Origin of the sequence: Collinsella phocaeensis (genome assembly GCF_900119895.1) — a bacterium.
GTDB lineage: Bacteria > Actinomycetota > Coriobacteriia > Coriobacteriales > Coriobacteriaceae > Collinsella > Collinsella phocaeensis.
On sequence record NZ_FQLR01000002.1, the window covers coordinates 15,445 to 37,640 of the forward strand.

20 protein-coding genes are annotated in these 22,196 nt (G+C 67.6%); 8 read left to right on the plus strand and 12 right to left on the minus strand.

The window, feature by feature from the left end:
• The first annotated feature begins 205 nt into the window (after positions 1-205).
• Positions 206-1,213: a bile acid:sodium symporter family protein gene (locus BQ7355_RS00065; protein WP_072414338.1), complete on the plus strand. Its 1,008-nt coding sequence runs from the start codon at positions 206-208 to the stop codon at positions 1,211-1,213.
• Positions 1,214-1,247: 34 nt separating this feature from the next.
• Here the strand turns inward: BQ7355_RS00065 and BQ7355_RS00070 are convergent, their stop codons facing one another.
• The 7 genes from BQ7355_RS00070 to BQ7355_RS00100 all read right to left on the minus strand — a co-directional run bounded on the left by BQ7355_RS00070 (position 1,248) and on the right by BQ7355_RS00100 (position 8,481).
• Positions 1,248-2,027 (minus strand): copper homeostasis protein CutC, encoded by a 780-nt coding sequence (locus BQ7355_RS00070; RefSeq protein ID WP_072414339.1) that lies wholly within the window; start codon positions 2,025-2,027, stop codon positions 1,248-1,250.
• Between the two features lie 166 nt (positions 2,028-2,193).
• Positions 2,194-3,405: a MalY/PatB family protein gene (locus BQ7355_RS00075; RefSeq protein ID WP_072414340.1), complete on the minus strand. Its 1,212-nt coding sequence runs from the start codon at positions 3,403-3,405 to the stop codon at positions 2,194-2,196.
• Positions 3,406-3,623: 218 nt separating this feature from the next.
• Entirely contained in the window at positions 3,624-4,337 is a 714-nt protein-coding gene (locus BQ7355_RS00080) for an ABC transporter ATP-binding protein (RefSeq protein ID WP_205407533.1), read from the minus strand.
• 5 nt (positions 4,338-4,342) lie between these two features.
• The gene (locus BQ7355_RS00085) at positions 4,343-5,194 is read right to left on the minus strand and encodes an ABC transporter ATP-binding protein (RefSeq protein ID WP_072414341.1); all 852 of its coding nucleotides are present in this window, start codon (positions 5,192-5,194) and stop codon (positions 4,343-4,345) included.
• Complete coding sequence (locus BQ7355_RS00090) at positions 5,187-6,269, minus strand: branched-chain amino acid ABC transporter permease (protein ID WP_072414342.1); 1,083 nt, start codon at positions 6,267-6,269, stop codon at positions 5,187-5,189. The genes BQ7355_RS00085 and BQ7355_RS00090 overlap by 8 nt, the downstream gene beginning before the upstream one ends.
• Before the next feature lie 4 nt (positions 6,270-6,273).
• Positions 6,274-7,155 (minus strand): branched-chain amino acid ABC transporter permease, encoded by an 882-nt coding sequence (locus tag BQ7355_RS00095; RefSeq protein WP_072414343.1) that lies wholly within the window; start codon positions 7,153-7,155, stop codon positions 6,274-6,276.
• A gap of 135 nt (positions 7,156-7,290) precedes the next feature.
• Positions 7,291-8,481, minus strand: coding sequence for an ABC transporter substrate-binding protein (locus BQ7355_RS00100; RefSeq protein WP_072414344.1), 1,191 nt, complete (start codon positions 8,479-8,481; stop codon positions 7,291-7,293).
• Positions 8,482-8,831: 350 nt separating this feature from the next.
• On the opposite strand from BQ7355_RS00100, the gene BQ7355_RS00105 reads away from it, so the two are divergent.
• Entirely contained in the window at positions 8,832-10,166 is a 1,335-nt protein-coding gene (locus tag BQ7355_RS00105; protein WP_072414345.1) for a homoserine dehydrogenase, read from the plus strand.
• Between the two features lie 265 nt (positions 10,167-10,431).
• Here BQ7355_RS00105 and BQ7355_RS00110 read toward each other — a convergent pair whose 3' ends face one another.
• Positions 10,432-11,388, minus strand: coding sequence for a 2-keto-3-deoxygluconate permease (locus BQ7355_RS00110; protein WP_072414346.1), 957 nt, complete (start codon positions 11,386-11,388; stop codon positions 10,432-10,434).
• A 294-nt stretch (positions 11,389-11,682) separates the two neighbouring features.
• Here BQ7355_RS00110 and BQ7355_RS00115 point away from each other — a divergent pair, with 294 nt between their 5' ends.
• From BQ7355_RS00115 to BQ7355_RS00135, 5 genes are all read left to right on the plus strand, one after another.
• The gene (locus tag BQ7355_RS00115) at positions 11,683-12,159 is read left to right on the plus strand and encodes a hypothetical protein (RefSeq protein WP_072414347.1); all 477 of its coding nucleotides are present in this window, start codon (positions 11,683-11,685) and stop codon (positions 12,157-12,159) included.
• A 38-nt stretch (positions 12,160-12,197) separates the two neighbouring features.
• Complete coding sequence (locus BQ7355_RS00120) at positions 12,198-12,731, plus strand: flavin reductase family protein (protein ID WP_072414348.1); 534 nt, start codon at positions 12,198-12,200, stop codon at positions 12,729-12,731.
• Positions 12,728-13,642, plus strand: a complete 915-nt coding sequence (locus tag BQ7355_RS00125; RefSeq protein ID WP_072414349.1) for a LysR family transcriptional regulator — start codon at positions 12,728-12,730, stop codon at positions 13,640-13,642. Before BQ7355_RS00120 ends, BQ7355_RS00125 begins: the two co-directional genes overlap by 4 nt.
• A gap of 102 nt (positions 13,643-13,744) precedes the next feature.
• Positions 13,745-14,863 (plus strand): 5-methyltetrahydropteroyltriglutamate--homocysteine S-methyltransferase, encoded by a 1,119-nt coding sequence (locus BQ7355_RS00130; protein WP_072414350.1) that lies wholly within the window; start codon positions 13,745-13,747, stop codon positions 14,861-14,863.
• A 214-nt stretch (positions 14,864-15,077) separates the two neighbouring features.
• The gene (locus BQ7355_RS00135) at positions 15,078-15,410 is read left to right on the plus strand and encodes an MGMT family protein (protein WP_072414351.1); all 333 of its coding nucleotides are present in this window, start codon (positions 15,078-15,080) and stop codon (positions 15,408-15,410) included.
• 167 nt (positions 15,411-15,577) lie between these two features.
• Here BQ7355_RS00135 and BQ7355_RS00140 read toward each other — a convergent pair whose 3' ends face one another.
• The 3 genes from BQ7355_RS00140 to BQ7355_RS00150 all read right to left on the minus strand — a co-directional run bounded on the left by BQ7355_RS00140 (position 15,578) and on the right by BQ7355_RS00150 (position 20,186).
• The gene (locus BQ7355_RS00140) at positions 15,578-17,845 is read right to left on the minus strand and encodes an ABC transporter ATP-binding protein (RefSeq protein ID WP_072414352.1); all 2,268 of its coding nucleotides are present in this window, start codon (positions 17,843-17,845) and stop codon (positions 15,578-15,580) included.
• Entirely contained in the window at positions 17,846-19,606 is a 1,761-nt protein-coding gene (locus BQ7355_RS00145) for an ABC transporter ATP-binding protein (RefSeq protein ID WP_240307268.1), read from the minus strand.
• 136 nt (positions 19,607-19,742) lie between these two features.
• Positions 19,743-20,186: a MarR family winged helix-turn-helix transcriptional regulator gene (locus BQ7355_RS00150; protein ID WP_072414353.1), complete on the minus strand. Its 444-nt coding sequence runs from the start codon at positions 20,184-20,186 to the stop codon at positions 19,743-19,745.
• A gap of 226 nt (positions 20,187-20,412) precedes the next feature.
• Here BQ7355_RS00150 and BQ7355_RS00155 point away from each other — a divergent pair, with 226 nt between their 5' ends.
• The gene (locus BQ7355_RS00155; protein WP_072414354.1) at positions 20,413-20,889 is read left to right on the plus strand and encodes a GNAT family N-acetyltransferase; all 477 of its coding nucleotides are present in this window, start codon (positions 20,413-20,415) and stop codon (positions 20,887-20,889) included.
• A gap of 41 nt (positions 20,890-20,930) precedes the next feature.
• On the opposite strand, the gene BQ7355_RS00160 is transcribed toward BQ7355_RS00155, so the two are convergent.
• The gene (locus BQ7355_RS00160; protein WP_072414355.1) at positions 20,931-22,025 is read right to left on the minus strand and encodes a hypothetical protein; all 1,095 of its coding nucleotides are present in this window, start codon (positions 22,023-22,025) and stop codon (positions 20,931-20,933) included.
• Positions 22,026-22,196 lie beyond the last annotated feature (171 nt).

Sequence of the window (22,196 nt, forward strand, 5' to 3'; positions counted from 1 at the left end):
GGGACGAAGCCCGCGCGGCATGCACGCGCCACGCGGGTGATCTGCGCCCCGGTCGCCCCGGGCCGCCCGCCCGTTCGGCTCGCCCCCACGGCACGGCCCAGTGCGCACGGACCTCAGGAAGAACACGGACCGCAACCCTTCCGTAACATGGGCGCGCTATCATCCCGTGCGACGGCGAACGCGCGACGGCACACGGAGGATGCGCATGGCGGAGGCTTGGAAGCGATTGGGAGACGCGATCGGCTCCCACATGATCTTTATCGTCCCCTGCTGCGTGGCGGCCGGCGTGCTCGCCCCCGACGTCTTCGGCCCCATCGAGCGCATCGTTCCCTACCTGTTCGCCTTCATGACCTTCCAAGGCGCGCTCAACAACACGCTCCACCAGCTCATCGAGGTGTTTCGTCGTCCCGGGAAGCTCATCGCGATCCTGATCGTGCTCCTCGTCGCCATGCCGCTTGCCGCCTTCGGGCTCGCGAGCCTCCTGTTCGGCGGGAACCCCCAGATCGTATGCGGCATCACGCTCGAGTACTGCGTCCCCGTGGGCATCGTGAGCTTCATGTGGGTCGGCATGTTCGCCGGCAACGGATCGCTGTCACTCGCCGCGATCCTCGTCTCGACCGTCATCTCGCCGTTCTCCATACCCGCGACGCTCTCGCTCCTCCTTGGCGCCAGCGTGCCCATGGACCCCGTTGGAATGATGGTCAACATGGCGTTCATGATCGCACTGCCCGCCGTCGCGGGCATGGCGGTCAACGACCTCACGCGCGGCTGGGGCCACGAGAGGCTCTCGCCCGCCATCGGCCCGCTCTGCCGCATCTTCATGGTGACGGTGATCACCGCGAACTCCACCAAGATGAGCGACTACATCCTCAACCTGACCTGGGAACGTGCGAGCGCGGCGCTGTTCATCCTCGTCTTCGCCACGCTCGGGTTCATCGTGGGCATCGCGCTCGCGCGCGCCCTCAGCGCCGCCTTCCCCGACCTCGTCACCATCTGCTTCTCCTGCGGACTGCGCAACATCTCCTCGGGCGCCGTCATCGCGACGCAGTACTTCCCGGGCGAGGCGGTGTTCCCCGTCATGTGCGGCACGATCTTCCAGCAACTGCTCGCCGCGCTGTTCGGCCACGTGATGGAGCGCATGACCGAGCGCGAACGGGCGTCGCAGCGCAAGATGGTCGCGGCGGGCAGGGCGGCATCTCGCCGGAAGGCCTGATGCCGCCCCTTGCCCCGCATGTGCGCAGACGGGCTTAAGCCACGGGCCGGGAGAGCTCCACGATGCGGGTTCCGTGCAGCTCCCACGCCCCCGTCGAACGCGCCACGGCGTCGGCGTTCCCATGGGTGATGCCCGCCCCCGGTAGCACCGTGAGGCCATCCGGCGCCCGCTCGATGAGGGCGCGCAGGCGGTCGAGGTTGTCCTCGATGCGGGTGCCGGCAGCCCCGCCATGGGAGAGAACGCGCGTCACGCCGAACGTGGGCAGCAGCTCGAGCGCCTCGTCTTGAGCCTCGTCGGGCAGCGCATCGAACGCCATGTGGAACGTGATATCGAGGGCGTTCTGACGTCCCGACGCTGCCGCACGGGCCGCGGAGCACAGCCGGTCGAGCGCGGCGTAGTCGATCGCGAAGCCGCCCGCATAGCCCGCGCCCGGCAGGTCGCCGGCCGCGATCGCAACCTCCCGGGACGCGGCGTAGGACTCCGCATCGCACGGGGCGAGACAGCCCAGGACGATGCCATCGACACCCAGGTCGAGCGCCACCGAGATATCGGCCTCCATGGCCTGCAGCTCATCCAGGTCGTAGCAGAAATCTCCACCGCGGGGCCGCACCATGCACATCACGCGCGCGCCCTCGGCGTGCGCCGCCTCGCATGCTTTCCAGATGACGCCCGCCGACGGGGTCGTCCCCCCGACGGCGAGGTTGTCGCAGAGCTCGATGCGCTCGGCGCCCGCCGCCAGGGCGGCCCCGACGTGCGCCAGGTTCTCGGCGCAGAACTCGCGCAAAACGGGCACGGGGATCTCGATATCGTCCATGGGCATTCCTTTCGTCTCTTGGACCTCAAAAAGGGGACAGGCACCGAATTGAGGCGCACGCGGTCGGGCCGCGGCGGTCCAGCCGGGCCCGCCGCGGACGCCCGCTTCGTGCCGGCCCACCCAAGATTGCCGCCCATCCCCCCCTTGAGGCGGACCGGCGCGGAGGCTACCGGGGGTTGAAGACGTACCGGTCGAGACGGTCGAGCGCCTCCTCGAGGCGCGCGGCGGGAAGCGCGAGGTTCATGCGGATGTTGAACGCACCGTGGAACGGGCGGCCGTCTTGCCAACCCACGCCCACGTCCCAGCCCGCGGCGAGCAGCTCGTCGAGCGTCTTTCCATGGCGCGCGCACCAGGCGCTGCAATCGGGGAAGATCATGTAGGTGCCCTGCGGCCGGACGACATCGACGCCGTCGAAGCGCTCGTCGATGACGTCGCAGGCGAGATCGACGTTTTCGGCGATGACCGCGCGCAGCTCATCGGCCCATGCCCTCCCCTCTTCGGAATACGCGCCCATGAGCGCGTGCATGGAAAGCACGTTCATCATGTTGTAATGGCTCTTGGACGCGCACGCGTCGACGCGGTCGCGCAGATAGTCGTCGTAGATGATGTGGTAGCTGCCCACCAGCCCCGCCAAGCTGAAGGTCTTCGACGGCGCATAGAGCGCCACGGTGCGCCGGCGGGCGTCGTCGGAGACGGACTGCGTCGGCGTGTGGACGAGACCGGGGCGGATGATGTCGGACCAGATCTCGTCGGAGATGACCATCACGTCGTGGGCGGCGTAGACCTCCATCGCGCGCTCGATCTCGGCGCGCTCCCACACGCGCCCGCACGGGTTGTGGGGCGAGCAGAACACGGCGACGTGCGCACGGCTCTCGACGAGCCTGCGCTCCATGTCGTCGAAGTCCATGCGCCACATCCCCTCCTCGTCCAAGACGAGCGGGGAGCTCACGATGCGGTAGCCGGCGTTCGAGATGCTCTTGGTGAAGCCGATGTAGGTGGGGCTGTGCACGAGGACGGAATCCCCCGGGGAGGCCAGGGCCGCCAGCGCGCTCACGAGCCCGCCGAGCACCCCGTTCTCATAGCCGACATGCCGCGGCTCGAGGCCCGTCACGCCGTTGCGGTCGCACTGCCAGGAGAGAATCGCCGAGAGGTACTCCTCGCGCGGCTCGAAGTACCCGAAATGCGGCTGGGCCAGGCGCCGGCCGATCGCCTCGGTCACCGCGGGGCACGTCTTGAAGGCCATGTCGGCCACCCACATGGGAATGGCGTCGAAACCCGCGCGCGGCGCGGCGGGAGCCGTTGGGTCCATGCCGATCGAATCGATCGCGAGCGCGTCGTGGCCCCTGCGGTCGGGAGCCGTCGTGAAATCAAACTGCATGTATCGTCCCTTCCGACGATGCGTACGGATATGCCAATTGTACCGTCGGGACGAGCGCGGCATGCCCCGCGGGGCCGCCGGCATGCGGCGCACGCGCGCCGCCGGGCTTCGGCGGCCCGGGCGGGCAGCGCGCCAGAAGGGCGCCCCCTCGGCACGGCCCTTCCGCGCAAAAAGGGGCCGCGTCGCCGCGGCCCCGCGCAAATCCGTTTGCGCCGGCCCTATCCTCCCAGATACGCCTTGCGCACATCGTCGTTCTCGAGCAGCTCGCGCCCGGTACCGGACAGCGTGACGCGCCCGGTCTCCATGACGTAGCCGCGCGTGGCGATGGAGAGCGCCATCTGGGCGTTCTGCTCGACCAGCAAGATCGTGGTCCCCGCCTCGTGCAGCTCGCGCACGATGTCGAAGATCTGCTCGATCAGGATGGGGGCGAGGCCCATGGAAGGCTCGTCGAGCATGAGGAGCTTCGGCGAGCTCATGAGCGCACGGCCCATGGCGAGCATCTGCTGCTCGCCGCCCGACAGGGTTCCGGACACCTGGCGGCGACGCTCCTTCAGGCGCGGGAAATGCGCGTAGACGCGCTCGAGGCCGGGAGCGATCTCGGAGCCGGGCCGGGTGTAGGCACCCATCTCGAGGTTCTCCTCGACGGTCATCTGCTGGAAGACGCGCCGGCCCTCGGGCACGTGCGCCAGGCCCTTCGCCACGAGTCTGTCGGGCTGCGCGTGCATGATGCTCTCGCCCATGAACTCGATCGCGCCCGTGGCGGAGCGCAAGAGTCCGGAGAGCGTCTTGAGCGTCGTGGACTTGCCGGCGCCGTTCGCGCCGATCAGGGCCACGATCTCGCCCTCGGACACCTCGAAGGAGACGTCCTTGATGGCATGGATCGCGCCGTAGTAGACGTTGATGTCCTCGACGTGCAGGATGCGGTCGCCCATACGCCTTACGCCTCCTTCTGCTTGCCGAGATACGCCTCGATGACGGTCTCGTTGTTCTGGATCTCCTCGGCCGTGCCCTTCGCGATGACCTTGCCGAAGTTGAGCACGCAGATGCCCTCGCAGATATTCATGACGAGGTTCATGTCATGCTCGATGAGCATGATCGCGATGTTGAACGTATCGCGGATCTTGACGATGTTCTCCATGAGCTCGGCGGTCTCGGACGGGTTCATGCCCGCGGCGGGCTCGTCGAGCAGCAGCAGGCTGGGATTGGTCGCGAGCGCGCGCACGATCTCGAGGCGGCGCTGCGCGCCGTAGGGCAGGCTTCCGGCCTGATGGTTGGCAAGATCCTGCATGTCGAAGATGGACAGCAGCTCGAGGGCGCGGTCGTGCGCCTCGGCCTCGCGGCGCCAGTAGGACGGCGCGCGCAGGATACCCGAAAGCGTCGAATACGCCTTGGTGTTGTGGAGGCCCACCTTGACGTTCTCCTCCACCGTCATGGTGTTGAACAGGCGGATATTCTGGAACGTGCGGGCGATGCCCATGCGGTTGACCTGGCTGACCGTCTTGCCGCTCGTGTCGTTGCCGTTCAGCAGGATCGTGCCGCGCGTGGGCGCGTAGACCTTGGTGAGCAGGTTGAAGACCGTCGTCTTGCCCGCGCCGTTGGGCCCGATGAGGCCGGCGATCTCGGTCTTGCCGATGGTGAGGTTGAAGTCGTCGACCGCCTTCAGGCCGCCGAAGTCTATCCCCAGGTGCAGGGCCTCGAGCACGGGTGCGGAGTCGACGTCGCGCTCGGGGACGATGGAATGGCTGGGAACCGGCACCATCTTGCCGCGTTCGAACTCGAACTTAGGCATCGGCGCTCACCTCCTCCTCGTTCGAACGGCGTCGCGGCAGGACGCGCGCGACGAATCCCTTGATCGTGGGGTTGTTGGAGCAGATCATCACGAGGATGAGCACGATCGCGTAGACGAGCATGCGGTAATCGGAGAACTGTCGCAGGGCCTCGGGAAGAATGGTGAGCACCGTGGCGGCGACGATGGAGCCGCGCATGTTGCCCAGTCCGCCGAGGACGACGAAGACCAGGATGAGGATCGAGGTGTTGAAGTCGAACTTGGTCGCGGACAGTTGGGAGAAGCCGTTGCCGAACAGCGCTCCCGCCGCGCCCGCGAGGGCGGCGGACACCACGAAGGCGATCATGCGGTACTTGGTGGTGGAGATGCCCACGGACTCGGCGGCGATGCGGTTGTCGCGGACAGCGAGGATCGCGCGGCCGGCGCGGCTGCGCACGAGGTTGAGGACGATCACGAGGGCGACCATGACGAGCAGGAAACCCGCGAAAAACGTCGAGATCGTCTCGGTGCCCGAGGCGCCCTGGGCGCCCTTGATGATGGCCGCGCCGCCCTCGGCGAGCCCGAGGTCGTCCACGGTCAGCTTGCCCGTGAGGTTGAACAGCACGTGCAGGCCGCGCTCGTCGACGCCCACGATCAGGCAGGTGACGATCTCCTTGATGATCTCGCCGAACGCGAGCGTCACGATGGCCAGGTAGTCGCCGGACAGGCGCAGGACCGGGATGCCGACGAGAAATCCCGCAAGCGCCGCAGAGGCGGCGCCGGCGAGCAGGGCGATCACGAGGCGGACGGCATCGTTGGGAACGGCCTCGGCGAGGCTCGTCGCCGCGACGATGCCCGTGTAGGCGCCGACGCTCATGAATCCCGCGTGCCCGAGCGAGAGGTCGCCCGCGACGCCCACGACGAGGTTGAGCGAGATGGCCATCACGATGTAGGCGCAGATGGGCACGAGCTGCCCCACGATCATGCGCGGGATCATGTGGTTCGCCTGCATGAGGCTCACGGCGACGAACGCCAGGACCACCAGGCCGTACGTCACGAAATCGCGACGGGTCTTCTTGTTCTTGAGGAAATTCGGCATGACGCTACACCTTCTCCGGGACGTACCTGCCGAACAGACCGGCCGGCTTGACGAGAAGCACCACGATGAGCACGGCGAACACGATGGAGTTCGCGAGGCTCGTGGAGATGTAGGCCTGCGCCATGGCCTCGATGATGCCGAGCAGGATGCCTCCGACGAAGGCGCCCGGAATCGAGCCGATGCCACCGAAGACCGCCGCGGTGAAGGCCTTGATGCCGGGCATCGAGCCCGTGGTGGGCTGCAGCACCGGCGAATAGGAGCACAGCAGCACGCCGGCGATGGCGGCGAGGGCGGATCCGATGGCGAACGTCATCGAGATGGTGCGGTTGACGTTGATGCCCATGAGCTGAGCGGCAGCCTTGTCCTCGGAGACCGCGCGCATGGCCTTGCCCATCTTGGTCTTGCCCGTGAACCACATGAGCCCCGCCATGATGACCAGGCAGGCGACGACGGTCACGAGCGAGACCGCGGAGACGTTGTAGGCGCGCAGGAAATCGGGCACCGGGAAGCTCACGATGGAGGTGAAGTTCTTCGGCGTGGCACCCCAGATGAGCTGCGCGGCGTTCTGCAGGAAATAGGACACGCCGATGGCGGTGATGAGCACCGCGAGCGGACCTGCCTGACGCAGCGGCTTGTAGGCGAAGCCCTCGATGAGGATGCCGAGCGCCGTGCAGACCGCGACCGCAGCCACGACCGACACGATCGCCGGAAGCCCCAGATACGAGGTGACGCAGAACGAGATGTACGCGCCGATCATGATGACGTCGCCGTGGGCGAAGTTGAGCATCTTCGCGATGCCGTACACCATGGTGTAACCGAGCGCGATGATGGCGTACACGCTGCCCATCGACAGGCCGTTCACGAGATACTGGAGAAAGACCGTCATGCGCAATCCCCCCTTTCATGATCGCGGGCACGCAGCAGGTTGCCCGCTTGAGTCGAAAAAGGGGACGAACCTTGGTCCACCAAGGCCCGTCCCCGGAATTACCGTATGCGTGTCAGGCGTTCAGGACGGGCGACGCTAGGCCGCTACGTACTTTCCGCCCTGGATGACGTAGACCATCGGGTCCTTCTCGACCTCGCCCTTGTCGTTCCACGTCAGCGTGCCGGTGAGGCCCTCGACCGTGATCGCGGTCATGGCCGCGGGCAGCTGGTCGGCGATGTCGGCCGGATCGGCGTCGGCGGCGAGGCCGGCCTCCTCCATGGCCATGACGACGGCGTGGACCGCGTCGTAGGCGTCGGCGGCGAACTGGTCGGGCGTCTCGCCGTACGCGTCCTTGTAGGCGCCCACGAAGTCGGCGTTCTTGTCCTCGTCGGCGGAGAACGGGGTCATGAGGTACAGGCCCTCGGCGAGCGAGGTGTCGAAGCCCTCGACGCCCAGGATGCCGTCCATGCCGTCGCAGCCCATCATCTTGACGTCGTAGCCCATCTCCTTGGCGTTGGTGAGCAGCACCGACGCGGGCGTGTAGTAGATGGGGGCGAAGATCATCGTGGCGCCGGCATCCTTGGCCTTGGTGAGCTGGTTGGTAAAGCTGGTCTGGGAGTCGTCCTTGAAGGACTCCTCGTCGACGACCTCGAGCTTGAGCTCGGCGGCCTTGGCCACGAAGGCGTCGCGGATGCCCGCGGAGTAGGGGTCACCGGAGTTGTAGAACACGACGTACTTCTCGTTCGGGAACATCTCGGCGAGCTTCACGGCGGCGTTGGCACCCTGGTTGGGGTCGTTGAAGCACGCCTGGAAGACGCAGGTCTTGTCAGCGGTGACATCCGGGCTCGACGCGGACGGGGTGATCATGAAGACCTTGGGATCGGAGTTGGCGACCTCGGCGACGGCGATGGAGGCGCCGGTGGTGGTGGGGCCGACGAGCACCTGCATGCCCCAGTCGGCAAGGCTGTTGAAGGCGTTGACGGACTTCTCGCCGTCGGCGACGTCGTCCTCGGCCTTGGACGCGAGCGGGAGCGCATCGGTGGCGAAATCCTTGCAGGCGAGCTCCACGCCGTGGGCGACGGAGTTGCCGTACGAGGCGGCGGGGCCGGTCAGCGGGCCGATGGTGCCCACCTTGAACGCACCGGCGGAGGATGCAGAGGAGCCGCCGCCCGAGCCGCCGTCGGAGCAACCGGCTAGAATGCTTGCCGCCCCCAGACCTGCTACGCCCGCGATAACGCTCCTGCGATTCACGACAGGATTGAATGACTTACCGGTGAGGCACGACATACGGCTCTCCTCTCACATGCGGCCGGCCGGACGGCTCGGCGATTTGAAGGTCCCCTCCCGGGATTGTCTCCCGGTCGGTTGCACCAGCTTACATGCTTTACTTGAGAAAAGTAAGGTCCTTCTTCCACGGCCGACGCCCCCGTTCCGCACGGCGGCATCCATACGCTTTTGACCAGCGATTATTCAGGTCTGATTCGGGAATTTGCCATGTTACATCTTTATTACGCAGGGCGTATGCGCAAAGGAGCCGGCAAGCTATCATGTGCCCCATGCTATAGATATGCAAAACGGCCCCGAGCCCCAGGGCGACGGGGAATCCGCGCGCACGCGCTTTCGAGATTGGAGCCCCCATGCAGCAGAGCACCAGGACCGTGGAGATCGGCGTCATCGGACTCGGCACGGTGGGCGGCGGCGTCGTCCGCCTGATCGCCAAGCACCATGACGACTACCTCGCGGCCTACGGCATCGACGTGCGCGTGCGGAAAGCCTGCGCGCGCCACCCGGAGCGCGCAGACGCCCTGGGGCTTGCGGCGGACGCCTTCACCACCGATTGGCGCGAGGTCACCGCCGACCCCGCCATCGATATCGTGGTCGAGCTCATCGGCGGCGACCATCCCGCGACCGAGATCTTCGAGGACGCCATCGCGCACCGCAAGCACGTCGTCTCCGCCAACAAGGCGCTCCTCGGGCGCCACGTCGCCTCGCTCGCGGGGCAGGCGGCGCGCGCCGGCGTCCAGATCCGCTGCGAGGCCGCCTGCGCCGGCGGCATCCCCATCGTCAACGCGCTCGAGCACGCGCTCATCGGCAACGACGCCCTCACCATCGCCGGCATCATGAACGGGACCACGAACTACATCCTTTCGCGCATGGACGCGGAGGGCCTGGGCTTCGAGGAGGTGCTCGCCGACGCGCAGCGCCTGGGCTACGCCGAGGCCGACCCCACCGCCGACGTCGACGGCCACGATGCGGCCGCCAAGCTCGCCATCCTCTCCTCCATCGCCTTCCACACGCGCGTCACCACCGACGACGTGTACCGCCAGGGCATCCGCAACGTCTCGGCGGCCGACATCGAGCAGGCGCGCGAGCTGGGCATGAAGGTCAAGCTCCTCGCCGTCGGGCGCAAGACCGCCGAAGGCGTCGAGGCGCGCGTGCACCCCGCCATGATTCCGGCGACCCATCAGCTCGCCGCCGTGGACGGCGCGATGAACGCGGTGTTCGCCGTGGGCGACGCCGTGGGCGAGACGATGTTCTACGGAGCCGGCGCCGGCGCGTTCCCCACCGCGAGCGCCGTCGTGGGAGATATCCTCGAGCTCGCCGGCCCCATCGCCCGCGGCGTCGCCCTGCCCGCCGAGAGCGAGCCCTTCGAGCGCGTGCTCCCCGTCCGCTCCATCGAAGACCTCACCGGGCGCTTCTACATCCGCCTGTCGGTCGAGGACCGCGTGGGCACGCTCGCGCCCGTGGTCGCCGCCTTCGCCGAGGCGGGCATCTCCATCTCCCAGATCAACCAGCTCGCGGACGGCAACGGCACGACCTGCTCGGTCGCCTTCATCACCCATCGCGCGCTCGAGCGCGACGTCATGGCCGCATGCGACGCCCTCGGCGCGCTGCCGGAGGTCGCCGCGGTGGCGAGCGTCATCCGCATCGAGGACGTCGAGGCGTGGAGCGACGGCGTCGAGGAGAACTAGCGCCCGCGCCCGCACCGGCCGACACGCGGCGAGACGAGGCCCCGCGCCGCCCAAGACGGGCCGTGCGGGGCCTCGCGTCGTCTGCAGCCTGCCTGCGCCCGGGCGCACGACGGACGCCGGGGCCCGCCCCGTCTTGACGACACCGCGCCGGCGAGATGCGGCCAAGCCGGACCGCCGCGAAGATGCCACCCGCCGACGCGGCGCGCAGGAAAAACGCCGCGAGGCCTCCTCGTGGCGTCATCGCCTCGACCCTTTGCGTCCCCGCCTACTTGGCGCAGAAGCGCTTGTCGTACCAGCCCGTGAGAATCGGGGCGAGCAGGGCGGTGACGATCACCGCCGTGGCGATCTGCGCGTAGGCGACCGGCGCGATCGCGGCATACTGCGGCGCGACCTCCACGAGCGCGGCAGGCGTGGTCATGGCCGTGCCGGCGATCGTGGAGCAGGCTATGGCGGCCTTGCCCGTGCCGCCGCACAGGCGCTCGAACAGACAGGTGACGGGGCCCACGACGAACACCGTCACGAGCCCGAGCAGGATGCCGGACAGGCCGCCGGTCACGAAGCTCGCGAGGCTCATCGAGCAGCCGAGCTGAAATCCCAGCACGGCGATCGCGGGGTTGGCGCCCGGCTTGAGCAGGTCGCGCACGAACGGGAAGCAGTTGCCCAGCACCATGCCGACGACGAGGGGCAGGACCGATCCGACGACGGTTCCCAGCGGGATGCTCGCCAGCCCCGACACGCCCAGGATGACCATGGCCACCGTGGGCCCCGCGGTGAGGAACAGGATGCCCACGGCGCCCTGCTCCGCCTCGTCGCCGTACTCGCTCATGATGCCCGTGTAGAGCGCCATGTTGCAAAACGAGATGCCGCCGATGATGGAGACGGACGACAGGCCGAAGAGGTCGTCGTCGAAGAACCATGCGACGGCAAGGCCCATCGCCGCGGCGAGCGCAAGCTTGGGGATGAGCACGGCGACGCCCGTCTTGACCGCGCCCGGCGTCGCCTTGAACGAGATGCCGGCGCCGACGAACAGCAGGATCGCCGCCACCACCGCGTTGGCGCCGCCGCGCGTGGCGGCCGTGAAGAACCCGCCGATCTCCAGCGCCTGCGGGCAGAAGGTGTTCATGAGCAGGCCCGCGATCATGGGGTAGATCATGATGTCGCCCGGAAGGCGCGGAACCTTGAACGCCCGCGCCGGACGGGTGCTCGTGTCGTCAGTCGCCATATGCATGTCCTCCGTCTTTCCGTGTTGCGCTTTCTTACGATAAAGTGCTGACATGCTAGCAGATGGAGCGTGACCGCGAGCCGCGACGGCCCAGGGGGGCCGAATATGTCGAATCCGTTTCGGGGCCGGGTGGGACCCGGCGCATCGGCTGGAGCCTGAACCTTGCGCGCGGGCAGGGAGGGGACCCGGGCGCGCCCCTGCCGTATAGCCCCTGCGCCCAACGGGCATATAGAGCCAAGCCGCGCTCCGCCCGACGGGCGGGGGGGGCGCATCGGAACGGAAGGGAGGTCGCCCGTGAGACTCATCAGGGGCATCATGATCGGTGCGGCGGCGGTCGCCGCGGTCGGAGGAGCCGTCGCGCTGGGCGGCGGACGCATCGGCGGCCTCGCGCTCCACGACTTCGCGCACGGTGCCCGGCAGAGTCTCACCGAGGCGGCGCTCAACGCCGCGCTCGACGCGTCGGGCGCCAAATCGGCGATCGACGCCGCACTGCGCAGCCAGACCCCGCGCATCGCGGAAGCGACCGGCCGCAGCCAAGAAGAAGTCGCGCGTGCGATCGACGGCCTCGACATACCCTCGTGGGGCATCGTCACCCTGCCCGCCGGAGCCGTCGAGCAGCACAGCGTAAAGACGAGCCACCAAGGCCTCGACGCCGTCATCACGACCTATGTCGATCCCGGCTACATCACCCTCGAGGCCGGAGGGCAGCGGCTCACGCTCTCGGTCCCCGAGGGCGCACGGGACTACGTCGCCCACCTCGGGGCCCTGTAGGCAGCGGGCCAGCCCAAGCGAACCGAAAGGAAGCCATCATGCCGTTCAAACCCGTAGACACGCACCTGCCCGCCTTCAACCCGTTCGAGAAGTTCGGCAGCGAGTGGGCCCTGCTCACCGCCGGCGATTCGAGGGGCGTCAACACCATGACCGTCAGCTGGGGCTGCCTCGGGGTGCTCTGGAACCGCGACGTCGCCACCGTCTACGTCCGCCCCCAGCGCTACACCAAGGAGTTCATCGACCGCACGGGGCGCTTCACCCTCTCCTTCTACGCACCCGAGCACAAGGCGGCGCTCGGCGTGCTCGGGCGCGTGAGCGGGCGCGATGAGGACAAGATCGCGCGCGTGGGCCTCACCCCGATCGAGCTCGGCGGCGACTTCGCGTTCGAGGAGGCCGAGCTCGTGCTCGCCTGCCGCGTGCTCTACGCCGACGAGATCGACCCGAAGCTGTTCTGGGACGCCTCCTGCGACGAGCGGAACTACCCCGAGCATGACTACCACACCGCCTACGTCGCCGAGGTCGAGCGGGCCTATGTCCGCACGCAGGGCGCAGCGCAGGAAGGAGCCCTGTGAAGCTTCAGCAACTCAGATACATCGTCGAGGTGGCCTCGTGCGGCAGCGTCACCGAGGCGGCGCGGCGGCTTTTCGTATCGCAACCGAGCGTGACCGCCGCCGTGCGCGATTTGGAACGCGAGATGGGCATCACGGTGTTCGAGCGGACGAGCAAGGGCATGGTGACCACCACCGAGGGCCAGACCTTCCTCGGCTACGCCCGCCAGGTGCTCGAGCAGGCCGACCTGCTCGAGGAGCGCTACAAGCGCGACACCGAGCCCGTGCCGCGCTTCGCCGTCTCGTGCCAGCACTACTCCTTCGCCGTGAACGCCTTCGTGGACGTGATCCGCGCGTTCGACGCCGCCCGGTACGAATTCACGTTGCGCGAGGAGCAGACGCACGAGATCATCGAGGACGTCGCCCATATGAAGAGCGAGCTCGGCGTGCTCTACCTCTCGGACGCAAACCGCGACGTGATCGGCCGCATGCTCCGCGCGGAGGAGCTCGAGTTCCGCCCACTCTTCTCCTGTGCGACCCACGTCTTCCTCTCGTCGTCCCATCCCCTCGCGGGACGGGCGTCGGTCGCGCTCGACGACCTCGCCGGATACCCGTACCTCTCCTACGAGCAGGGGGATTTCAACTCGTTCTACTTCTCCGAGGAGCCGCTGTCCACGCTCGGCCGCTCCAAGAACATCCGCGTGCGCGACCGCGCGACCCTCTTCAACCTGCTCATAGGCCTCGACGGCTACACCGTGTGCTCGGGCGTGATCTCGCACGAGCTCAACGGCGAAACCATCGTCGCCGTCCCGCTCGACGTCGACGACCGCATGGAGGTCGGCATCGCCACGCGCCGCGACACGCATCTTTCCCGCTATGGCGAGGCGTTCGTCGAGGCCATCCGGTCGCATATTCCCCAGGGCCCTCCGTCATAGGTTTTTCCTATCGACTTCAGATCACTTTAAGTATTTCCCAATCGTCTGCACGGCGTGCATACTCCTTTCATCAGATACCGCATCCAACGAAAGGAACCCATCATGCCCGCTCTCGCACCCACCCGATTCGACGTCGTCGGCAGCTTCCTGCGCCCGGCGGCGCTCAAGGAGGCCCGAGCCGCACACGCCGCGGGGACGCTCGACGACGCCGGGCTCGCCCGCGTCGAGGACGCCTGCATCACCGAGCTCGTCGCCAAGCAGAAGGAAGCCGGCCTGCCGCTGCTCACCGACGGCGAGTTCCGCCGCTCCTACTGGCACCTCGACTTCATGTGGGGGCTCGGCGGGATCGAGCACGTGGAGCTCGACCACGGCTACTTCTTCGTGGGCGAGGAGACCACTCACGGCTCGGCCGTCCTCACGGGCAAGATCACCGGCGAGCATCACCCCTTCGTCGAGCACTTCACGTTCGTGCAGGCGCTCGAGGAGCCGGGGCACGCGGCCAAGCAGACCATCCCCGCCCCCGCCCAGCTCCTGCTCGAGCTCTACCGCGACGAGGCGGCCGCCGAGCGCACGCGCAGCTTCTACCCGAACGAGGACGAGCTGCTCGAGGACATCGGCGCGGCGTACCGCACCGTGATCGCCGAGCTCTACGCCGCGGGCTGCCGCAACCTGCAGCTCGACGACTGCACCTGGGGCGCGCTCGTGGACGAGGGCTTCCAGGCGGGCGTCCGCGCCGCCGGCTCCACGCCCGAGGCCGAGGCCGAGAAGTACCTGCGCGTGAACAACCTCGCGCTCGAGGGGCGCCCCGCCGACATGGCCGTCACCACGCACGTGTGCCGCGGCAACTACCACTCCGCCTATGCATCGAGCGGCCCGTACGACCTGGTGGCCCCCGTCCTGTTCGCCCGCGAGAACGTCGACGCCTTCTACCTGGAGTTCGACGACGAGCGCTCCGGCGGCTTCGAGCCGCTCGCGCACGTGGCGCCGGGCAAGAAGGTCGTCCTCGGCCTGGTGACCACCAAGCGCCCCGAGCTTGAGGACCGCGACGCCGTGATCGCGCGCATCCACGAGGCCGCGCGCTACGTCCCGCTCGAGGACCTCTGCCTCTCCCCGCAGTGCGGGTTCGCCAGCTGCGAGATCGGCAACAAGCTCACCGAGGACGAGCAGTGGGCCAAGATCGCGCTCGTGCGCAGCATCGCCGAGGAGGTCTGGGGCGCGTAGCCCCACCCCTGCCCCTCGAAATGGGGACAGGCACCGATTTGAGCAGACGGGCCGCGCTGAAATGCAATGCGGCCCCGACCTCGATGCAGCGCCTGCCCTCGACCTGAGATCCAAGCGCCCCGCATGCGCCGCGCCAATCCCGGCGCGCATGCGGGGCGCTCTCACGTCGAGTACACTTTTGCTGTCTATCGATGAGGCGGAGAGGGGCGGGCACATGGAAGCGGATGCATCCGAAGGGTTCTTCGAGCGCGTATACGGGATGGTCGAGCAGGTGCCCCGCGGCATGGTGGCGACCTACGGGCAGATCGCCAAGCTGATAGGCGAGCCGCGCAGAGCGCGTTACGTAGGCTACGCGCTCCACGTCAACCCGCGCCCCGGCGAGATCCCCTGCCACCGCATCGTGTTCGCCGACGGCCGCCTCGCCGCGGGATTCGCGTTCGGAGGCCCCGAGGCGCAGCGAGCGATGCTCGAGGCGGAAGGCGTCGCGTTCCTCCCAGACGGCCGCGTCGACCTCGCCGCCTGCCGCTGGCCCGCCGGCGTAGCGTAACGACTCTCAGGCGGTAACCTCAAAAAAGGGACAGGCACCAAATTGAGAGCGACGGCGAGCGATCGATACGCCGGTGAGGGTCTCAAATAAGTGCCTGTCCCCTTTTTGAGCGAGGCTTGGTGCGAAAGGGGCGCCGACCCGAAGATCGACGCCCCTGCACGGTGGTTCTACTCGGCGAACTGCGAGTTGTAGAGGTCGGCGTAGAAGCCGCCGGCCGCGAGCAGCTCGTCGTGCGTGCCGCTCTCGATGATGTCGCCTTCCTTCATCACCAGGATGAGGTCGGCGTTTCGGATGGTCGAGAGGCGGTGCGCGATGACGAAGCTCGTGCGGCCGCGCATGAGCTCGTCCATCGCCTGCTGGATCTTGAGCTCGGTGCGCGTGTCAACGTTGGAGGTCGCCTCGTCCAAGATGAGCATCGGCTTGTCGGCGATCATCGCGCGCGCGATCGTCATCTGCTGCTTCTGCCCCTGCGAGAGGTTGACCTGGTCGTTCAGCACCGTGTCGTAGCCGTGCGGCAGCGAGCGGATGAAGTGGTCGAGGCCCACAGCCCGGCAGGCGCGCTGCATGTCCTCGTCCGTCGCGGCGTCGTCGCAGTAGACGAGGTTCTCGCGCACCGTGCCCTCGAACAGCCAAGTGTCCTGCAACACCATGCAGAACAGCGCGTGGACGTCCTCGCGATGCATCTCGCTGGTCGGCACGCCGTCGATGCGGATCTGCCCGCCGTCGATCTCGAAGAACCGCATGAGCAGGTTGACCATGGTGGTCTTGCCCGCGCCCGTGGGGCCCACGATGGCGACCTTCTGCCCGGGCAGGGCATGGGCCGAGAAGTCCTTGATGACGGGCTTGTCCGAGCCGGGGTACGTGAAGCGCACGTGGTCGAACTCCACCTCGCCGCGCACGTCGCGCGCGCGGCGCGCCGGCTTGGCGGACTCGTCGGCCATCTCGGGGGCCTCGAGGAACTCGAAGACGCGCGTGCCCGCGGCGCCCGCCGACTGCAGCGCCTGCACGCCCTGGGCGATCTGCGAGAGCGGCTGCGTGAAGTAGCGCACGTACAGCATGAAGGCGACGATCACGCCGAAGCCGATCTGGCCGTCGAGCGCCAGCGCCCCGCCCACCACGCACACGGCGACGTAGCCGAAGTTGCCGATGAACATCATGATGGGCATCATGAGGCCCGACAGGCACTGGGCGCGGAAGCCCGCGCTCACCAGCTCGCCGTTCATGCGGTCGAACTCGGCCCGCACGCGGTCCTCGGCGTTGTACGCCGCGATGACGGAATGGCCGGTGTAGGACTCCTCGATATGGCCCGACAGCGCGCCCAGCGCGGACTGCTGGCGCAGGAAGTACTTCTGGCTGCGGCCCATGATACCCATCATGAGCGCGAAGCCCAGCAGGCTGGCGCCCACGGCGGCCAGCGTCATCCAGCCGTTGGTGGTGACCATCATGAACAGGCTGCCGAAGAACAGGACCACCGCGGAGAGCAACGTGCCGACGCTTTGGTTGAGCGACTGGCCGAGCATGTCCACGTCGTTGGTGATGCGCGAGAGGATGTCGCCCTTGGGCACCTCGTTGAAGTACGACATGGGCAGACGGTTGATCTTCGCCGAGATGTCGGCGCGCATGCTGCGGCCGATGCGCTGCGTGACCGTCGTCATGATCCAGCCCTGCACGACCGTGAGCACGTAACTCGCGACGTAAAAGCCCACGAGCATGAGCGCGATGCGGGCCACGAGGTCCATGTCGATGCCGGGCTCCACCAGGCCCTTGACGGAAGCGGGCAGCTCGTCGAGCGCCGCCATGGCAGCCTCGGTGTCGCTCATGTCGAGATCAGCGAAGATGTCGAGCAGCTTCTGCTGATCGTCCCTGGTGATAGTCACGCCGTCGACCTCGACGTCGGTGAATAGCGCATCGCGCGTCTCGGCGGACATACTCGCGAGGTCGTCCATCGAGGGGACGGCGGCCGTCGCGTCGGAAGGTGCGGCGCCCGCCGCGGCGCCGGAACCGGTGGCGGCAGCGGCGCCCATCCCCGCCGGCGGCATCGCAGCTCCGCCGCCCGCGCCCTCCGTTGCGCCGGCGGCGGCCATCGCGGCGGCCTGCTGGCGCGCCATCGCCTCGGCGTTCGCCTCGATATTGCCCGCGACGGCCTCGACGACCTGCTCGAGCTTCTCGGTATCGGGCGCGATGCCGTCCTGCACCGCATCGGTGATGTCGGAGAGCATGTTGGGACCGAGCAGCGTGAGCACCGTGCCGATCATCGCGCAGACGAGCGCGACGGCCACCGCGGGGACGAACCGGCGGCAGTACCTGAGCAGCTTGCCCCAGGTCCCGCGATCGATATGCTGCCCCGCGGCGCCGCGCGCGCCGTGGCCCATCGGCCCGTGGCCGCCGTGGCCCATAGGTCCGCGCGGCGCAGGCGAAGCATGCATGGCTGCCATCTACATCAACTCCTCTTCACTCAGCTGGGACAGGGCGATCTGCCGATAGGTCTCGCAATCGCGCATGAGCTCGGCATGGGTGCCCTGCCCCACCACGCGACCGTCCTCGAGCACGATGATGCGGTCCGCATCGCGGATGGTGCCGATGCGCTGCGCCACGATGATGCGCGTGGCGTCGGCGCACTCACGGGCGAGCGCGTCGCGCAAGACGCGGTCGGTCTTGTAGTCGAGCGCCGAGAAGCTGTCGTCGAAGATCAGGATCTCGGGCTTGCGCGCGATCGCGCGCGCGATGGACAGGCGCTGGCGCTGACCGCCGGACAGGTTCGCGCCGCCCTGGGCGACCTGGGCGTGGTAGGCGCCCTCCATCTTCTGGACGAACTCGGCCGCCTGCGCGGTGTCGATGGCGTCCGCCACGTCGGCCTCGCTCACCGGGCCGCGGCCGTTGTCGCCGTACGCCACGTTGGTGCTGACCGTCCCGCCGAACAGCGTCGCCTTCTGCGAGACGTAGCCGATCTTGTTGCGCAGCGCGCGCACGGAGTAGTCGCGCACGTCGACGCCATCGACCAGCACCTGGCCCCAGGTGGCGTCGTAGAAGCGCGGGATGAGGTTGATGACCGTCGACTTGCCCGATCCCGTGGATCCGATGAGAGCGACCGTCTCGCCACGGTGCGCGGCGAAGGAGACATGTCGCAGCATGCTGCCCTCGGCGTCCGGGTAGCGGAAGGTGACGTCGCGGAACTCGACCTCTCCACGCATGCCGGGCTCGCCCTCGGCGCGCTCGCCACCCGTGATGGAGGGCTCGGTGTCGAGCACCTCGCGGATGCGGCCGGCCGCGACCTGGGCGCGCGGCAGGATCATGAAGATCATCACGAGCATCATGAACGCCATGACCACCTGGATGGCGTACTGGGAGAACACCATCATGTCAGAGAACAGCGCGATCTTGCCCGCCATCGCCGACGCGTTGATGAGCACCGCGCCGATCCAGTAGATGGCCAGCGACAGCCCGCTCATCGTTGCCTGGATGGTGGGCATGAGGAAGACCATGGTGCGGTATCCCACGAGCTGGTTGTTGGTGAGCGTGTCGTTCACCTCGCCGAAGCGGCGCTCCTGGTAGCCCTCGGCGTTGTACGCGCGGATGACCGAGAGGCCGGAGAGGTTCTCGCGCGACACGCGGTTGAGGTCGTCGGTCAGGCGCTGCATGCGGCGGAACCGCGGCGTCGCGATGACGAGGCACACGGCGACCACGAGGAGAAGCACCACGATGGACACGGCCGTCGCAGCCGTCCACTCCCAACGCTTGCCCGCGATCTTGGTGATGGCCCACGCGGCGGTGATGGGCGCCTTGATGAGCATCTGCAGGCCCATGACGATGAGCATCTGGACCTGCATGACGTCGTTGGTGGAGCGCGTGATCAGGCTCGGCGTCGAGAACCGCCCGATCTCCTCCATGGAGAAGGACTGGACCTTGCCGAACAGCTTCGCGCGCATGGTTCCGCCGAAGCCCGCCGCGATCCGCGCCGAGCAGACCGCCGTCGCGACCGCCGCGAGGAGGCTGCCGAGCGAGCAGGCGAGCATCTTGCCGCCCGCGGCGAGGATCTGGGGCATGGTCGAGCCCTCGACCTGCACCAGGCGCGTGATCTCGGCCATGTACTCGGGCGACTTGAGGTCGAGCCAGACCTGGCAGACGATGAACGCGAGCGCTGTGGCGGCGAGCCCCCATTCCCGTTTCGTCAGGTTTCGGAATAACTTGAGCAACATCTTCTCCTTATCTAACCCCATGAGATATACATGCGCGCCGAACCGGGCCCCGTCGGGCGCCCGCTCGGTCCATGGCGGCAGGACGCACAATGGATGCGAGGACCCGTCGGAGACCCGTACGCGCAGCGCGGGCGTCCTACATATGCATCGTGGGAGGACGAAGCCGCGCGCGGATCTCGGAAGCCGTGATGAAGAACGCGCGCAGACGATCCTCGCCCAGCTCGTCGACAAGCATCGCGACCTGCGCGCGCACCTCCTCGCGAAACGCCTGCACGCGGGCCGCCCCCTCATCGGTGAGCACGACCTCGGTGACGCGGGCGTCCGCCTGGCTCCGGCGGCGGGCGATGAGCCCCTTGGATTCCAGGCGCTTGAGCAGCGCCGCCACACGCGCCGTGGTCACGCCGAGCTTCTCCGCGATGTCGCCCGCGGTGACCACGGTCCCGGCCCCGCGAGCCTCGGCAAGCATGCGCATCGTTCCGCCGATGCCCGCGTTCGCCTCGTCCATGCAACGAAACGCATCGGACGAATGCACGCGCTCGGCAAGCCGTATGATCTCGTCGACCTGCTCCTGCGTAGCCATGGCGCTCCCCCTTCTCGACAGATGGCGACCGCGCCGAATCGCGGCCGTCGTGCGTGCCATTATTACCTCATAGGGTTAGAAGTTTCATCGGAAACCCGCGTCCGCCCCATCTCCATCTTCTCGCCAAACGCGGGAATCGACCGCCGCCCGGCGGTGCCGACGCATCCTGCGCCCGAATGAACGCGCTATCATGTCATTTCATCCAGCGAACACACGAGGAGCGCCCATGATCATCCGCGCAATCGAACCCCGCGACGACGCCGCGATGGCGGCGATCGTGCGCCGCAGCCTCGAGGCCCATGGGCTCAACGTGCCCGGCACGGCGTACTTCGACCCCGAGCTCGACCACCTCAGCGCGCACTACGGCGCCGCGACCAACCGGACCTACTTCGTGGCGGAGAGGGACGGCGAGGTGGTCGGTGGAGCGGGATGCTCCCCCGTGCCCGGCGCGGACGGCGTCGCCGAGCTGCAGAAGCTCTATGTTGCGGCCGCATGGCGGCATCGAGGCATCGCGCGCGGCCTCACCGCCGCGGTCGAGGAATTTGCACGAACGGCCGGTTTCTCGACGCTCTACCTCGAGACGCACCACGACCTCGTCGCCGCTGTCGCGCTCTACCGCGCGCTCGGTTACCGCGAAAGCGGCGAGCCGCTTCCGAGCAGCCTGCACACCGCCATGGACGTGTTCTTCGAGAAGTCACTGTAGGGGCCTTCGAGCGAGAACGGCCCGGGACCCCCTCCGAAAACCTATCCGATCGTCTCCAGGGCCGCTCCGGCACGGCCCACCGCATCCCTCTTCCCCGCGCCGTTCTTGAACCAGCCGCGCAGGTCCTCGAGGGTGCTCCCGGCAGCGTAGACCTTGAACTTGCGGCCGTCCACGGCCGTGACCGCGCAACGGTCACCGCTCTCGCTGTCCTCGTGCGCCGAGACCTTCTTGAGGTAATCGCGGCGGAACGCCACGACGCGGGCGTTGCTGATCTCGATGAACCAATCGTCGTCGACAAGCGAAGTGCCCGTGGCACCTCGACTTGCCATCTCCTCGGCGAAGGAGAAACCGAGCTCGCGTTCCTGCCTGCCGATCTCGTAGATGCCACGGAGGGGCATGCTGAGCATGAGCAGGGGCAGGAGTCCCCCTATGAACAGGAAGAGGAACGGGACGAGCAAGAGCAGACGAGCACCGGCATCGGTGAAAACAGCCATGAAGGCGATCACGAGCGAGAAGACGAGTGCCATGCCGTTGAAAACAATCGTCAACGGCTTGATGGCAGACCAACACAGGCCCGCCTTGGTCATGGGGCCGTCGACAGCGTCCGAGATCTCGATGCCCTCCTCCTCCAGACGGGCAAGGAGATTGAGCGAGCACACCCCCTCGAGGCTTATCGAGCAGAACTTTCGATCGCCCTCGAACAGGTCGATCCTCATCATCTGCGTGTGAAGCGTTGCGCGAGTGATGTTGCCAAACGTCGACTCCCTGCGGATGCCGAAGACGTTGCGCGAGAGAATGCGCTCACCATCCACGTCGATACGCGGGATGCTCAACAGCGCCCAAATGGCCATGCCTGCGAGCGCCACGGCGTGGCCGAACCACACGAGCTCGTGGTCCCACTCGCCCAGCGAGACGCCCTGCCAGACGTAAACACCCAACATGAGCAGCTCGAACGCGACAGCGCAACATGCCATGATCGTGCGAATGGCAGCGGGCATGCGCACCGTGAAGCGATCGAGGCTTTCCGTCGCCTCACTGCGCTCGCGCGCGCCGCGGCGGGCGACCCATGCAGTGAGCGGGCCAACGATGAACACGGTCATACCGACGCGCAGAATGGATTCGAGCAGATTACTCATAGGGGCCACCGCCTCGGGCTCTGGAGATTAACTGCAGGAAACGCTACCAGAACGATGGGATGCGCACAACGTAAGGGGCCGCGCATCGGCAAGCGGCGGCATCGCAATCGCCCGGCGAACAGATGATGATCGGCGCCGGGCCAGACGAATTAAACAAAAGGGCGGCCGACT

Bases quoted from the DNA above. Each gene is read 5' to 3' on its own strand.
- BQ7355_RS00075 (WP_072414340.1), bottom strand. From the start codon at position 3,405: ATGCAGTTTGATTTCACGACGGCTCCCGACCGCAGGGGCCACGACGCG.
- BQ7355_RS00100 (WP_072414344.1), bottom strand. From the start codon at position 8,481: ATGTCGTGCCTCACCGGTAAGTCATTCAATCCTGTCGTGAATCGCAGG.
- BQ7355_RS00110 (WP_072414346.1), bottom strand. From the start codon at position 11,388: ATGGCGACTGACGACACGAGCACCCGTCCGGCGCGGGCGTTCAAGGTT.
- BQ7355_RS00105 (WP_072414345.1), top strand. From the start codon at position 8,832: ATGCAGCAGAGCACCAGGACCGTGGAGATCGGCGTCATCGGACTCGGC.
- BQ7355_RS00135 (WP_072414351.1), top strand. From the start codon at position 15,078: ATGGAAGCGGATGCATCCGAAGGGTTCTTCGAGCGCGTATACGGGATG.
- BQ7355_RS00090 (WP_072414342.1), bottom strand. From the start codon at position 6,269: ATGCCGAATTTCCTCAAGAACAAGAAGACCCGTCGCGATTTCGTGACG.
- BQ7355_RS00095 (WP_072414343.1), bottom strand. From the start codon at position 7,155: ATGACGGTCTTTCTCCAGTATCTCGTGAACGGCCTGTCGATGGGCAGC.
- BQ7355_RS00070 (WP_072414339.1), bottom strand. From the start codon at position 2,027: ATGGACGATATCGAGATCCCCGTGCCCGTTTTGCGCGAGTTCTGCGCC.
- BQ7355_RS00145 (WP_240307268.1), bottom strand. From the start codon at position 19,606: ATGTTGCTCAAGTTATTCCGAAACCTGACGAAACGGGAATGGGGGCTC.
- BQ7355_RS00140 (WP_072414352.1), bottom strand. From the start codon at position 17,845: ATGGCAGCCATGCATGCTTCGCCTGCGCCGCGCGGACCTATGGGCCAC.
- BQ7355_RS00085 (WP_072414341.1), bottom strand. From the start codon at position 5,194: ATGCCTAAGTTCGAGTTCGAACGCGGCAAGATGGTGCCGGTTCCCAGC.
- BQ7355_RS00155 (WP_072414354.1), top strand. From the start codon at position 20,413: ATGATCATCCGCGCAATCGAACCCCGCGACGACGCCGCGATGGCGGCG.
- BQ7355_RS00080 (WP_205407533.1), bottom strand. From the start codon at position 4,337: ATGGGCGACCGCATCCTGCACGTCGAGGACATCAACGTCTACTACGGC.
- BQ7355_RS00130 (WP_072414350.1), top strand. From the start codon at position 13,745: ATGCCCGCTCTCGCACCCACCCGATTCGACGTCGTCGGCAGCTTCCTG.
- BQ7355_RS00160 (WP_072414355.1), bottom strand. From the start codon at position 22,025: ATGAGTAATCTGCTCGAATCCATTCTGCGCGTCGGTATGACCGTGTTC.
- BQ7355_RS00120 (WP_072414348.1), top strand. From the start codon at position 12,198: ATGCCGTTCAAACCCGTAGACACGCACCTGCCCGCCTTCAACCCGTTC.
- BQ7355_RS00150 (WP_072414353.1), bottom strand. From the start codon at position 20,186: ATGGCTACGCAGGAGCAGGTCGACGAGATCATACGGCTTGCCGAGCGC.
- BQ7355_RS00065 (WP_072414338.1), top strand. From the start codon at position 206: ATGGCGGAGGCTTGGAAGCGATTGGGAGACGCGATCGGCTCCCACATG.